Source organism: Streptomyces calvus (assembly GCF_006782915.1).
Classification (GTDB): Bacteria; Actinomycetota; Actinomycetes; order Streptomycetales; family Streptomycetaceae; genus Streptomyces; species Streptomyces calvus.
Window position 1 is genome coordinate 1 of sequence record NZ_VCNP01000019.1, and the last position, 13,964, is coordinate 13,964.

The 13,964-nt window shown below is 74.7% G+C and carries 10 protein-coding genes; 4 read left to right on the plus strand and 6 right to left on the minus strand.

Annotated elements, in window-relative coordinates:
* From FGW31_RS08820 to FGW31_RS08835, 4 genes are all read left to right on the plus strand, one after another.
* The coding region (locus FGW31_RS08820; RefSeq protein ID WP_142192825.1) for an ABC transporter permease at positions 1 to 976 on the plus strand (976 nt) is incomplete at its 5' end.
* Positions 973 to 1,902: an ABC transporter permease gene (locus tag FGW31_RS08825; RefSeq protein WP_142192826.1), complete on the plus strand. Its 930-nt coding sequence runs from the start codon at positions 973 to 975 to the stop codon at positions 1,900 to 1,902. The genes FGW31_RS08820 and FGW31_RS08825, both read left to right, overlap by 4 nt.
* Positions 1,899 to 3,017 carry an ABC transporter ATP-binding protein gene (locus FGW31_RS08830; RefSeq protein WP_142192827.1) on the plus strand — a complete coding sequence of 373 codons (1,119 nt, stop codon included), beginning with the start codon at positions 1,899 to 1,901 and terminating at the stop codon, positions 3,015 to 3,017. The genes FGW31_RS08825 and FGW31_RS08830 overlap by 4 nt, the downstream gene beginning before the upstream one ends.
* Positions 3,014 to 4,003: an ABC transporter ATP-binding protein gene (locus FGW31_RS08835; protein WP_142192828.1), complete on the plus strand. Its 990-nt coding sequence runs from the start codon at positions 3,014 to 3,016 to the stop codon at positions 4,001 to 4,003. Before FGW31_RS08830 ends, FGW31_RS08835 begins: the two co-directional genes overlap by 4 nt.
* A gap of 158 nt (positions 4,004 to 4,161) precedes the next feature.
* Here FGW31_RS08835 and FGW31_RS08840 read toward each other — a convergent pair whose 3' ends face one another.
* From FGW31_RS08840 to infB, 6 genes are all read right to left on the minus strand, one after another.
* Positions 4,162 to 5,115, minus strand: coding sequence for a bifunctional riboflavin kinase/FAD synthetase (locus FGW31_RS08840; RefSeq protein ID WP_142192829.1), 954 nt, complete (start codon positions 5,113 to 5,115; stop codon positions 4,162 to 4,164).
* 147 nt (positions 5,116 to 5,262) lie between these two features.
* Entirely contained in the window at positions 5,263 to 8,730 is a 3,468-nt protein-coding gene (locus FGW31_RS08845; protein WP_233452452.1) for a S1C family serine protease, read from the minus strand.
* Positions 8,731 to 8,982: 252 nt separating this feature from the next.
* Positions 8,983 to 9,888, minus strand: a complete 906-nt coding sequence (truB, locus tag FGW31_RS08850) for a tRNA pseudouridine(55) synthase TruB (RefSeq protein ID WP_142192830.1) — start codon at positions 9,886 to 9,888, stop codon at positions 8,983 to 8,985.
* Positions 9,885 to 10,334, minus strand: a complete 450-nt coding sequence (gene rbfA, locus FGW31_RS08855; RefSeq protein ID WP_142192831.1) for a 30S ribosome-binding factor RbfA — start codon at positions 10,332 to 10,334, stop codon at positions 9,885 to 9,887. The genes truB and rbfA overlap by 4 nt, the downstream gene beginning before the upstream one ends.
* Positions 10,335 to 10,383: 49 nt before the next feature.
* Positions 10,384 to 10,677, minus strand: a complete 294-nt coding sequence (locus tag FGW31_RS08860; RefSeq protein ID WP_073941243.1) for a DUF503 domain-containing protein — start codon at positions 10,675 to 10,677, stop codon at positions 10,384 to 10,386.
* Positions 10,678 to 10,869: 192 nt separating this feature from the next.
* The gene (gene infB, locus FGW31_RS08865; RefSeq protein WP_142192832.1) at positions 10,870 to 13,908 is read right to left on the minus strand and encodes a translation initiation factor IF-2; all 3,039 of its coding nucleotides are present in this window, start codon (positions 13,906 to 13,908) and stop codon (positions 10,870 to 10,872) included.
* Positions 13,909 to 13,964: the final 56 nt, after the last annotated feature.

A 13,964-nucleotide genomic window follows, 5' to 3' on the forward strand; every position in this document is an offset into this window, starting at 1 on the left:
CGCCGCGTATCCGCGGTACGTGGCGGGCAAGGCGGCCGGCGCGGCCGTGTCCCTGCTCGCCGTGCTCGTCACCGGTTTCTTCCTCTTCCGGCTGATCCCCGGCGACCCGGTGAAGTTCATGACCGGGGGACGGCAGGTGTCGGCCGCGCAACTCGCCGCCTACCGTGAGGAGTTCGGCCTCGACCTGCCGTTGTGGCGGCAGTTCACCGACTACTGCGGCAAGGCGCTCACCGGTGATCTGGGCACCTCGTACCAGTTCCGGACACCCGTGGTCGACAAGATCACCGAGGCGTTGCCGAACACGCTGCTGCTCACCGGCACCGCCTTCGTCCTCTACACGGCGCTCGGCATCGTCCTCGGCACCCGGTCCGCCTGGCGGCACGGCCGGCTCGGCGACCGGATCAACACCGGGCTCGCGCTGACGCTGCACTCGCTGCCGTCGTTCTGGCTGGGGCTGCTGCTGATCATCACGCTGTCGGTGGGCATCGGGCCGCTTCCGGGGCTGTTCCCGACCGGAGGCATGGAGTCGGGCGGCGAGGAGGGCTTCGCGTACGCCGTGGACGTGGCGCACCACCTCGTGCTGCCGGTGGTGACGCTGGTGGCGGTCGAGTACGGGCAGACGCTGCTGGTGACACGGTCGGCACTGCTGGACGAGATGGGCAGCGACTATCTGACCACCGCGCGGGCCAAGGGCCTGCGCGACGACCTGGTACGGCGCCGTCACGCCGTGCCGAACGCGCTGCTGCCGACCGTGACGCTGATCTTCATCCACCTCGGGCGGACGGTCGCCGGGGTGATCCTCGTGGAGACGGTGTTCTCCTGGCCGGGTCTGGGCGGGCTGTTCTACCAGGCGTTGAGCGTGCCCGATCTGCCGCTGGTGCAAGGGCTGTTCCTCGTGTTCGCGGCCGCCGTGATCGTGACGAACACGCTGGCCGACCTGATCTATCCGCTGTTCGATCCCCGGGTGGGCCGATGACGACGCAGAAGACGCCGGCCGCGGAGCCGGCGGCCGTACGGGCGCGCACGTCGGCGTGGCGGCGGCGCCGGGCCTCGGCCGCGCGTTTCTGGCGGCAGTACCGCACGCACCGGGCCGGTGTCGCCGCGCTGGCCGTGCTCGCGCTGTTCGCGCTGCTCGCCGTGTCGGCGCCGCTGCTGGTCGGCTCCGGCGTGGCCGACGTGACGGACGCGCCGGGCAGCCCCCTGGAGCGGCCCGGCGCCGAACTGCCGCTCGGTGCGGACCGGTTCGGGCGTGACCTGCTCGGTCTGGTGGTCTGGGGCGCGCGGGTGTCGCTGCTGGTGGGGCTGCTGGCCGCCGCGCTGTCGGTGGCGATCGGCACGGTGATCGGGGTGACGGCCGGGCACTTCCGCGGCTGGTACGCGACGGTGCTGATGCGCATCACCGACTGGTTCCTGGTGATGCCGACGCTGGTGCTGGCGATCGCGCTGGCCACGGTGATGTCGCGGTCGCTGCTCACGACCGTGGTGGCGATCGGGGTGACGACCTGGCCGACGACGGCCCGGCTGGTGCGGGCGCAGACCCTGGCCGTGGAGACCCGGCCGTACATCGAGCGCGCCCGGGCCCTCGGCGGCGGCCACTGTCACGTCATGACCCGGCACGTGCTGCCGAACGTGATGCCGCTGGTGCTGGCCCAGACGACGCTCATCATCTCCTCGGCGATCCTCGCGGAGGCGACGCTGGCCTTCCTGGGGCTGGGTGATCCGACGGTGGTGTCGTGGGGCGGACTGCTGCAGGACGCCCGGGATGCGGGTGCGGTGAGTGCCGGGCACTGGTGGTACCTGGTGCCGCCGGGCGTCGCCGTCGCGGTGGTGGCGCTGGCGTTCACCGTGTGCGGGCGGGCCGTGGAGTCGGTCCTCGACCCGCGGCTGGGGGTGGGGCGTTGACTCTGCTCGACGTCAGGGGCCTGACGGTGACGTACGCGGACGGTGCGGCCGCCGTGCGCGGAGTGGACCTGTCGCTGGAGGCGGGCGGCACGCTGGGGATCGCCGGGGAGTCGGGGTGCGGCAAGTCCACGCTGGCGCTGGCGCTGCTGCGGCTGCTGCCGCCGGGGACCCGGGTCGGCGGTGCGGTCCTGCTGGACGGTGAGGACGTGCTGTCCATGAAGTGGGGCCGGGTACGGGCGGTCCGCTGGGCCGGGGCGTCCATCGTGTTCCAGGGCGCGATGCACTCCCTCAACCCGGTGCGGCGCGTCGGCGACCAGATCGCCGAGCCGATCCTGCTGCACCGCAGGGCGGGTCCGGCCGGGGCACGCAGGCGGACCGGGGAGCTGCTGGAGCAGGTCGGTCTGCCGGCGGCCCGGGCGGCGGCCTATCCGCACGAGCTGTCCGGCGGGCAGCGCCAGCGCGTCATGATCGCCATGGCTCTGGCCTGCGACCCGCGGCTGATCGTCGCCGACGAGCCGACGACCGCGCTGGACGTGATGATCCAGGCGCAGATCCTACGGCTGATCGGGCAGTTGGTCGCGGACCAGGACGTCGGCCTCGTCATGATCAGCCACGATCTGGCGGTCCTCGCCGACACCTGCGACCGGCTCGCGGTGATGTACGCGGGCCGGGTCGTCGAGGAGGGCCCGGCCGGCCAGGTGTACGCGGCCGCCCGGCATCCCTACGCGCAGGCGCTGTCGGCGGCGTTCCCGCGGATCGGCGACCCGGCGTCGCGCTTCGCGCCGCGCGGGCTGCCGGGCGATCCGCCGGACCCGGCGGCGCTGCCGCCGGGCTGCGTCTTCCGCCCGCGGTGCCCGGTGGCGCTGGACATCTGCGCCGTTCAGGACCCGCCGTTGCGCGACACGGGAGACGACCGGAGCGCGGCCTGCGTGCGGATCACCACGCGGGTCACCACGCCGACCGCGGCCACGGACAGCGACACGGCCCGGGACACGGACCGCGAGACGGACCGCGAGACGGCCGCGGACACGACCACGGACACGCCCGGGGACGAGGCACCTGCCCCGGCGCCCGCACCGGGCCCTGCGGAGGAAGCGAGGCGTGACACCCCATGAACACCCCCTCCCCCCTCCTCAGCGCCCAGGGCGTGCACGTCACCTTCCCCGGCCGGCACGGCGCACCGGACGTCCGGGCGGTGGACGGCGTCGACCTGGACGTCCGTCCCGGCGAGATCGTCGCCCTGGTCGGCGAGTCGGGCTGCGGCAAGACGACGCTGGCCCGTGCCCTGGTCGGCCTGGTCGAGCCGACCGCCGGGCGGATCGCCTTCGACGGGCGGCCGCTGGAGTACTCCGGCCGCTCCCTGAAGGCGTACCGCAGGCGGGTGCAACTGGTGCTGCAGGATCCGACCGGTTCGCTCAACCCTCGTCACACGGTGTACGACGCGGTCGCCGAGGGCCTGCGGATCCACGGTCACGCCGGTGACGAGCGGGCCGCGGTCGCCGGGGCGCTGGCCCGGGCCGGACTGCGGCCCGCTGAGCGTTTCTTCTTGCGCCGTCCGCACGAGTTGTCCGGCGGGCAGCGGCAGCGCGTGGTGATCGCCGGTGCGCTGGTGCTGGAGCCCGAACTGCTCGTCGCCGACGAGCCGGTGGCCTCGCTGGACGCGTCGGTGCGCGGCGAGATCCTGGCCCTGCTGCTGCGACTGCGCGCCGAACTCGGGCTGTCCGCACTGGTGGTGACGCACGACCTCGGACTGGCCTGGAACATCGCCGACCGGGTGGCGGTGATGTACCTGGGCCGGATCGTGGAGACCGGCGAGGTCGAGCGGGTCCTGACGGCGCCGCGGCATCCGTACACCCGGGCCCTGCTGTCGGTGCTCCCCGAGGCTCCCGGCGATCCGGTGATCCTCGCGGGTGAGCCGCCGGACCCGTCGCGGATCCCGTCCGGCTGCCGGTTCCACGCCCGCTGCCAGATCCTGGCGGGCGGTGAGGCGGAGCGCGCGGGCGTCGCGGAGGCGTGCCGGGGCCGCGATCCGGGGATCCTCGACGGGAGCGGCACGGCGCAGGTGGCCTGCCACTGGGCGTCGCACTCGGGCGCGGACTGAACCGGGAGACCGAGGCCGGTCGGGCCACAGCCGCACGGACCGGTCGAGGCCCACAGACGGACCCGTCGAGGCCCGCAGACGGACCGGTCGGAGCCCACGAAGGAACCGGCCGGAGCCCGCCGGCCCCGCCGGCGGTCACCGCTGCACGAACGACCCGGCTACGGCTTCCCGGCCGCGGCCACCAGTTCCCTGCACCGCTCCACGTCCGCGGCCATCTGCTCCAGCAGCGCCTCGAGCGTGTCGTACCTGGCCTGGCCGCGTACGAAGGCGAGGAAGTCGACGGCGACGTGGAGGCCGTACAGGTCGAGGCCGACGCGGTCGATGGCGTACGCCTCGACCGTGCGCTCGGTGCCGTCGAACTGCGGGTTGGTGCCGACGGAGATCGCGGCGGGCATCGCCTCGCCCTGGGCGTGCAGCCAGCCGGCGTAGACGCCGTCGGCGGGGATCGCGGTGTGCGGGAGCGTCTCGACGTTGGCGGTGGGGAAGCCCAGGTCGCGGCCGCGCTGCGCGCCGCGGACGACGATGCCCTCGACGCGGTGCGGGCGGCCGAGGATCTCGGCGGCGCCCTCGACCTCGCCCTCGGCGACCAGCCGGCGGGTCAGCGTGGAGGAGAACGGCTCGCCGCCGCCGGCCTCGCCGGTCACGTACAGGTCGACGACCTCGACCTCGAAGTCGTAGACGCGGCCCTGCTCGGTGAGGAACTCGACGTTGCCCGCGGCCCGGTGTCCGAAGCGGAAGTTGGGGCCCTCGACGACCGCCTTGGCGTGCAGTTTGTCGACCAGGACCTTCACCACGAAGTCGGCGGCCGACAGCTTCGAGAACTCGGTGGTGAACGGCAGGATCAGCACCGCGTCGACGCCCAGCTCGGCCATCAGCTCGGCGCGCCGGTGGTGCGGGGCGAGCAGCGGCGGGTGGCTGCCGGGGCGGACGACCTCGCTGGGGTGCGGGTCGAAGGTGACGACGACGGCGGGGACGCCGAGGGCCCGGGCGCGGTCCACGGCATGCCGGATGATCAGCTGGTGCCCGCGGTGGACTCCGTCGTAGGAACCGATGGTGACGACGCTGCGCCCCCAGTCCTGGGGGATGTCCTCCAAGCCACGCCAGCGCTGCACTGTGCCTGCTCCTTGTCGAAACCTCGTCGTACCCGAGTCCGTGGACGTCCGTGTACTTCTCTGCGCAGCTCTAAGGGTGCCATGCCGTCCGGGGCCGGCCCGCATCGGCATGGGTGCTGCGGGCCGGTGCGCACCGGCCGGGCGGTGTCAGGCGGGGACGGTCGCGCCGGCGAGCCTCTCGATCGTCCGGCGGGTGTCCGGGCCGAGGAGCGGGCCCCAGGCGCGCGGTGCGTCGGCCAGCCAGCCGGCGAGGGCGGCGGCGAAGCCCGGAATGTGGCGGCCCAGGTCGGCCAGGCAGTGGTCGAGGCGGGCGGCGCCGTCCGGGGCGCGGGCGAGCAGCAGGCCGGTGCTGTGGACGAGGACGCGCAGTTCGGGGCCGGTGGTGCGGGCGGCGGCGCGCAGCACGGCGTCCAGCACGCCGGGGTCGGTCTCGCGGATGAGCAGCACGTCGAGCAGTTCGCGGCGCAGCGGACGGGAGGCGGGTGTGCCGGGGGCGGCGAGGACGCCGGCGAGGGCCAGCCGCAGCGGCTGCGGGCCGCCGTCCAGCAGGCCGGTGATCAGGCCCCGGAGTGCGGCGCGGGCGGCGGGACCCGCCTCGAGCCGCCGGTCGGCGTGGGCGGCCAGGTGCCCGGACAGTTCGGGGCGCCGCTCCACGGCGTCCCGCAGGAGCGCGGCGACACAACGGGCCAGGGCGGGCGTGGTGGCGTCGGCGAGCGTGCGCAGCGTCTCGACGGCGTCGTCCCGGGTCAGCCGGGTGCGGAACGCGTCGAGGACGGGCTCGGTGTGTGTGTCCAGGGCGGCGGTCAGCGCGCTCGGCGGGAGGAGCGGGTCACCCGCCGTGAAGCGCTCCAGGGCCCGCGCCAGGTGCCGGTCCCTGCTGTTCGGGTCGCGGACCAGGAGGGCGAGCGCGCCGCCGTGCAGGTCCCGGTCGGCGCTGCGGACGAGGACGGCGAGCGCCGCGTACCTGAGCAGGGTGCGGTCGGTGTCGTCGCGGGCGTACGGCGCGACCCGCAGGCCGTGGGTGATCGCGGCGGCCCGGCGGGCGGGGCGTACGTCCTGCGCCCACCGGTCGACGGCCCGGCTGAGGGCCGCGGGTTCCTCTTCGGCCAGCACGGTGAGCAGCTGGTCGGCCCGCCGGTGCGCGCTGTCGGCGAGCGCCTCCGTCAGCGCGTCCAGGGCGTGGTGGCGGTGGGTGTGCAGCAGTGCCTGCGCGGCGGTCGCCACGGTCGCGTGCGGTGTGGCGGGCAGCGGCCGTTCGTCCTCGAACCAGCGGACCAGGTACGGCAGTACGGCGGCGGGGTCGGCGGCGAGCAGACCGGCGGCGGCGTCGAGGAAGCGGGGCCCGCTCTCGCAGGGCGGGCCGTCGGCGTGGACCAGCCGGCGCAGCAGCGCGCACCGGGCCTCCAGCGGCAGCCGCAGCGCGGTCCAGAAGGCAGGCCCCAGTTCGGGCCGCACGGGCCGCCGCTGCTCCCGCCAGGCCACGACGCGGTCGGCCAGTAGGCGCAGCACGTCCGTGTACGGGGCGGCGTCGGGTACCCGGGTGAGGGTTGTGGTGAGCAGGCGGGCGGCCCACCAGGCGTCGGGGTCGGCGTCCAGGGCGTGCGTCAGGTCGGCCAGCCGGGAGGCGAGCCGGCCGGTGCCGTGCTGGCGGGCGAGGTGCAGCAGGGCCTGCACGACGGGGCCGGCGCGGTGGTGCGGCACGGGGTCGGTGTGCCGCGGGGCGCGGTGGTCGTGGACCAGTGCGCGCAGGGCGCCGTCGAGGTCGAGGTGGATGCCCTGGAGCCAGTCGGCGAGTTCCTCGTGCGCGAACCGGTAGCCGGTGCCGGCGGGGACGAAGAGGCCCTCGGCGAGCACGGCCGGGGCCCAGCCGGGGCCGCCGCCGAGCCGGTCCGGCGCGGTCTGCCACCCGAACACCTCGGCGAAGGCCTCCGCGTCGAGTCCGCCCTGTCCGGTGCCGATGCTGCGCCGGGCGGTCTCGTGGACCTGCCCGGCGACCCTGGCGGCGAGCCGGCGCACGGCGCTGCCGCGCAGTCCGTTCCGTTCGGCGAGGCGGGTGGCGATCCTCAGGCACGTCAGGTCTAGGTGGGCGGTGAGGACCTGGTCGCGGTCGACGGGGACGTCGGGGTCGGGGCTGCCGGGCGCGGTGGTGTCGGAGACGGTGTCGTGCGGCGGGCCGGTGAGGGCGGCCCGGACCTCGGCGTACAGGCGGAGGGTGAGCGGGTGCCGGGCGTCGGCGTCGGCCAGGGCGCCCTCCGGGATGCCGTGGCGGGCGCGGGCCTGGCGGGCCTCCTCGGCGGTGAGGTCGCCGAGCGGCACGCAGGCGGGCAGCCCGTCGGGGCGGGGTGCGCCGGTGTGCAGCGACTCCTCGGGGAAGCGCGCCTCCTCCCAGTGCTCCGGGCGGCACGCCACCACCAGCCGTGCCCCCGCACTGCGCAGCCACCGCGTGGTCGCGGCGGCCCACTCGGCGCGGCGGCCGGCCGGGACGGGCGGCATCTCCTCGGGGCCGTCGAGGACCAGCAGCAGAGGGCGGCCGGTGGTGCCGGCGAGGCGGGCGAGGCGGTCCGGGCCCAGGTCGCCGAGGGTCGCCGGGGTGCAGGGGTGCGGCGGGAGCGCCGCGGTCACGTCGGCGGCGGCGCGGTCCAGGGCGCGGCGGGCCGCGTCGGCGACCGAGTGGTCGTCCTCGCGCAGGTCGGCGCCGCGCAGCCACAGCGTGGGCCGGCCGGCGCGGTGGCGGCGGGCGGCGAGCGCCGCGAGTTCCGTGGTGCGGCCGGTGCCGGGCGGTCCGACGAGGCCGAGTACGGCGGCGCCGCCCCGCTCGAACGCGGTGAGCTCGGCGAGGACGGCGGGCCGCTCGACGGGCTCGGCCGCCGCGGCCGGGCTGTCCCGCCGGACCGTGGCGGCCGTGAGCGCGACCAGCCCGGCGGGGTTGAGGTCGGCGCCGTAGGCGGGGACGGTCGCCGCGTTCTTGGCGAGCAGCCGGTCCAGCGGTCCGCCGGCCGCGGCGCCCGGGAACAGCGGTACGGCGAAGCCCACGTCCCGGTCGTCCGAGCGCAGCGCGGTGCCGAGGACGCCGAGGACGGTGCCGGTGGCGGCGTCGAGCACCGGGCCGCCGGCCGCGTGCCCGCCGAGGCGCAGCGCGTCCCGTCCCGCGGTGCCGACCGCCAGTTCCAGGGCGCCGTGCAGGAGGTACGGGCGGTCGGTGGCCGTGTAGGTGACGGTGGCCGTGCCCAGCACGCGCGCCTCGCGCCAGCCTCCGGCGGCGATCCGCACATAGGTGCCGGTCCCGACGCTCCTGCGGGCGGCGACCGGCAGCGGGGCGGTGCCGAGCCCTTGGGTGCGGACCAGGGCCAGGCCGAGTTCGGGCAGCCCGGTCACCGCGTCGGCGTCCACCACGCAGCGGCGGTCTCCGGGGGCGTGCAGCACGAGCCGGGGCAGCCCGTCGACGGCCTCGTGGCTGGTGACGAGGGTGCCGTGGTGGTCGGCGAGGAAACCGGTGCCGCGCGGCCGGCCGGCCAGGTCGTGCACCCGGACCAGGACGTCGTCGGCGGGACGGGCCCGCACGGCCACCTCGCGGCCGCCCGGTGCGGTGTCCCGGGGTTCGTTTCGCGACGGCATCGTCGAGCCTCCCGCCGTACATCCGTGCCCTTGGCTGCGACAGTAGGGGCGGGATGATCAGCGGGACAGATCGCGCGGCGAACGCGCCCCCTTCCGCTCCCCCGCTTCACTCCGAGCGCCCGCACATACGGGTGAACGGAACGGGCCGAATGGATACACCCTAGGGGTGGGGGAACCGAGGGGGGACCGTGGAGCGGCGGCATGTGCATCCCCGTGGCGCCGCTCCACGGACGGATCCCCTGCCGGCCCCCGTCAGGCGAAGACGGCCAGGCTCTTGGCCTTGCCGCGGTGTTCCTCGACGAGCGCCAGGAACCGCCCCTCGGGCCCGAACACGGCGACGGCCCCGGCCCCGGCGTACTGCTCGGGCATCTCCAGCCGCACGCCGTTGGTGAGCAGCCGGGCCCGCCGCTCGTCGACGTCCCAGCGCGGGAAGGCGGCCGCGGCGGCCTCGGCGATCGGCATCACGGTCAGCTCCTCCTGGAGCCGGTCCAGGGTGCGGGCCGCGTCCAGGCCGTAGGGGCCCACGCGGGTGCGGCGCAGCGCGGTCAGGTGCCCGCCGACGCCCAGGTCGGCGCCCAGGTCGCGGGCGAGGGCGCGGATGTAGGTGCCGGAGGAGCAGACGACGGAGACCACCAGGTCGAGCACGGCGGTGCCGTCCTCGGCGACGGCCTCCCGGACGTCGTACACGGAGAAGGAGGAGACGGTGACCGGCCGGGCCGGGATGTCGAACTCCTCGCCCTCCCGGGCGCGCTTGTAGGAGCGCACGCCGTCGATCTTGATGGCGCTGACCTTGGACGGCACCTGCATGATGTCGCCGGTCAGCTTGGCGACGCCGGCGTCGACGGCCTCGCGGGTGACCGCGGAGGCGTCCGCGGAGGAGGTGATCTCCCCCTCGGCGTCGTCGGTGACCGTGTTCTGCCCGAGCCGGATGGTGCCCAGGTACTCCTTCTCGGTCAGCGCCAGGTGACCGAGGAGCTTGGTCGCCCGCTCCACGCCGAGGACGAGGACGCCCGTCGCCATGGGGTCGAGGGTGCCGGCGTGGCCGACGCGCCGGGTGCGGGCGATGCCGCGCATCTTGGCGACCACGTCGTGCGAAGTGAAGCCCGACGGCTTGTCGACGATGACAAGGCCGTCGGGCACGGTGTGCTTCTGGGTCATTCGGCGGTGTCGTCCGTCTCGTCGTCGCCCGGCTTGCGGTACGGGTCGGGCTCGCCGGCGTACGCGGCGCCCGCGGACGCCTCGCGCACCTTCGCGTCGGACTGGCGGGCCTTGTCGAGGAGGTCCTCGATGGTGCGCGCGGTGTCCGGCAGGGCGTCCATGACGAAGGTCAGCGTCGGTGTGAACTTCACGCCCGCCGCGCGGCCCACCTCGGAGCGCAGGATGCCCTTGGCGCTCTCCAGTCCGGCCGCCGCGGCCGCGCGCTCCTCGTCGTCCCCGTACACGGTGTAGAAGACGGTCGCCTCCCTGAGGTCACCCGTGACCCGGGTGTCCGTGATGGTGACGTGCGAGCCGAGCCGCGGGTCCTTGATGCCGCGCTGCAGCTTCTGGGCCACCACCTCTCGGATGAGGTCCGCGAGCCTTTTCGCCCGAGCGTTGTCGGCCACTGGTCCGTCTCCCGTTCTTTCCTGTCTGCGTATCTCTGGGCTGTGTTCGTCAGTCGTCTTCGCCGTGGAAGCGCCGCCTGACGGACAGCAGTTCCACCTCGGGGCGCCCGGCGACCAGCCGCTCGCACCGGTCCAGTACGTCGGTCAGATGCCCCGCGTCGCCGGACACCATGGCCAGGCCGATGACGGCCCTGCGATGGAGGTCCATGTGATCCACCTCGGCCGCGCTCACCGCGTACTTCCGCTGGAGCTCGGCGACGATCGGGCGGACGACGGAGCGCTTCTCCTTCAGCGACCGTACGTCGCCGAGGAGGAGGTCGAAGGACAGCGTCCCCACATACATGTGCAACCGGTTCACCCGCCGGTACGGGATCGATGGCCCCGCCATCCGTGGTGGGCAGGGACATCAGAACCGTACAACGAAGCGGGCGGGCCGATCGACGGATATTGCGCCCGGCGGAGGGCGCCGGGCCCGCACACGCGCCGGCCGGCGGGACCCGGGTGGGTCCCGCCGGCCGGCACACGCCGTGGGGTGTTACACCCGCGGCTTCTCGCGCATCTCGTACGTCGCGATGACGTCGTCGACCTTGATGTCGTTGAAGTTTCCGAGGTTGATACCGCCCTCGAAGCCTTCGCGGATCTCGGTGACGTCGTCCTTGAAGCGACGCAGACCCTCGATGTTGAGGTTCTCCGCGACCACCTTGCCGTCGCGGATGAGGCGGGCCTTGGTGTTCCGCCTGACCTCGCCGGAGCGGATGATGACACCCGCGATGTTGCCCAGCTTGGACGACTTGAAGACCTCGCGGATCTCCGCCGTACCGAGCTCGACCTCCTCGAACTCCGGCTTGAGCATGCCCTTGAGGGCCGCCTCGATCTCCTCGATCGCCTGGTAGATGACCGAGTAGTAGCGGACGTCCACGCCTTCGCGCTCGGCCATCTGCGCGGCACGCCCGGCGGCGCGCACGTTGAAGCCGATCACGATGGCGTCCGAGCCCATCGCCAGGTCGATGTCGGACTCCGTGACCGCACCGACGCCGCGGTGCAGGACGCGGATGTCGACCTCTTCGCCGACGTCGAGCTGGAGCAGGGAGGACTCCAGGGCCTCGACGGAACCGGAAGCGTCACCCTTGATGATGAGGTTGAGCTGCTGGACCTCGCCGGCCTTGAGCACCTTGTCCAGGTCCTCGAGCGAGACGCGGCGCGTGCGCTTGGCGAACGCGGCGTTGCGCTCACGGGCGGCGCGCTTCTCGGCGATCTGACGGGCCGTACGGTCCTCGTCGACGACGATGAAGTTGTCGCCCGCACCCGGGACGTTGGTCAGGCCCAGGACCTGGACCGGCGTCGACGGGCCGGCCTCGGCGACGTTGTTGCCGTTGTCGTCGAGCATGGCGCGCACGCGGCCGTAGGCGTCGCCCACCACCATCGTGTCGCCGACCCGCAGCGTGCCTCGCTGGACGAGGACGGTGGCCACGGCACCGCGGCCGCGGTCGAGCCGGGACTCGATCGAGATGCCCTGCGCGTCCTGCGTGGGGTTGGCCCGCAGGTCGAGCGAGGCGTCCGCGGTGAGGATGACGGCCTCGAGGAGGCTGTCGATGTGCAGACCCTGCTTGGCGGAGATGTCGACGAACATGGTGTCGCCGCCGTACTCCTCGGCCACCAGGCCGTACTCGGTCAGCTGACCGCGCACCTTGGTCGGGTCCGCGCCCTCGACGTCGATCTTGTTGACCGCGACGACGATCGGGACCTCGGCCGCCTTGGCGTGGTTGAGCGCCTCGACCGTCTGCGGCATGACGCCGTCGTTGGCCGCGACGACCAGGATCGCGATGTCGGTCGACCGGGCACCGCGGGCACGCATGGCGGTGAACGCCTCGTGACCCGGGGTGTCGATGAAGGTGATCTTGCGCTCTTCGTCGTTGACCTCGGTGGCGACCTGGTAGGCACCGATGTGCTGGGTGATGCCGCCGGCCTCGCCCGCGATGACGTTGGTCTTGCGGATGGCGTCGAGCAGACGGGTCTTTCCGTGGTCGACGTGACCCATGACGGTGACGACCGGCGGGCGGACCACCAGGTCCTCCTCGTCGCCCTCGTCCTCGCCGAACTCCAGGTCGAAGGACTCGAGCAGCTCGCGGTCCTCCTCCTCGGGGCTGACGATCTGAACCGTGTAGTTCATCTCGCCGGCCAGGAGCTCCAGCGTCTCGTCGGAGACGGACTGGGTCGCGGTGACCATCTCGCCGAGGTTCATCATGACCGCGACGAGCGACGCCGGGTTGGCGTTGATCTTCTCCGCGAAGTCGGTGAGCGACGCACCGCGCGACAGGCGAATGGTCTCGCCGTTGCCGCGGGGCAGCATCACGCCGCCGACCGACGGGGCCTGCATGGCCTCGTACTCCTGGCGCCTCTGCCGCTTCGACTTGCGGCCGCGACGCGCGGGACCGCCGGGACGGCCGAAGGCGCCCTGCGTGCCACCGCGGCCACCGGGACCGCCGGGACGGCCACCGAAGCCGGGACGGCCACCGCCGCCGCCGAAGCCGCCACCGCCGCCGCCACCCGGACGGCCGGCGAAACCGCCGCCGCCACCGGGACGACCGGCACCGCCGCCGCCACCCGGACGGCCTGCGAAGCCGCCGCCGGGACGACCGGCGCCGCCGCCGGGACGACCCGCACCGCCCGGACCGCGGCCGCCGGGGCCGGGACGCGGGCCGGCAGCGGGACGCTGCGGCATCATGCCGGGGTTGGGACGCGGGCCGCCGGGGCCGCCGCCGGGACGGGGACCGCCCTGCGGACGCGGCATCGAGCCCGGAGTCGGACGGGCACCGCCCGGAGCCTGCGGACGCGGACCGCCGCCGCCCTGGCCACCGGGGGCCTGCGGACGGGGACCGGCACCGCCGGGACCGCCCGGACCGGGACGCGCGCCCTGCGGACGCGGCGCCTGCGGACGGGCCATGCCGGTGGAGCCGCCGGAGGTGAAGGGGTTGTTGCCGGGACGGGGACCGGCCGGGCGGGCGCCCGGACGCGGAGCACCGCCACCGGGGCGCTGACCCTGACCGGACGGACGGCCCTGACCGCCGCCCTGGCCCTGACCGGGACCGGCGGGACGACCGCCGGGCTTGGGAGCACCGGGGCGGGCGCCGCCGGGCTTGGGACCGGACGGAGCCGGGGCCGCCGCCGCGGGCGGGGCCTGGAACTCCGGGGCCGCCGGGGCCGGACGCGGCGCGGGGCGCGGGCCCGGCGTCGGACGCGGACCGGGGGCCGGCGCGGGCGCCGAAGGAGCCGCCGGCGGCTGCGCCGCGGCGGGCTTGGGTGCGGCCGGCGGCTTCGGGGCAGCCGGACGTGCCGCCTGCGCCGGGGAGGGCGCGGCGGGCTTGGGTGCCGACTTCCGGGGGGCGCCGGGCTTCGCGGCGGACTTGCCGTTGCCCCCGCCCTGGAATGCGTCGGTCAGCTTGCGTACAACGGGCGCTTCGATGGTCGAAGACGCCGAACGGACGAATTCACCGAGTTCCTGGAGCTTGGCCATGACGACCTTGCTCTCCACACCGAACTCCTTGGCGAGTTCGTAGACCCGGACCTTAGCCACTTCGCTCCTTTGAGGTCCGGGTTGCGTCCGGACCGTCGCTAGTTCATGGGCGTACT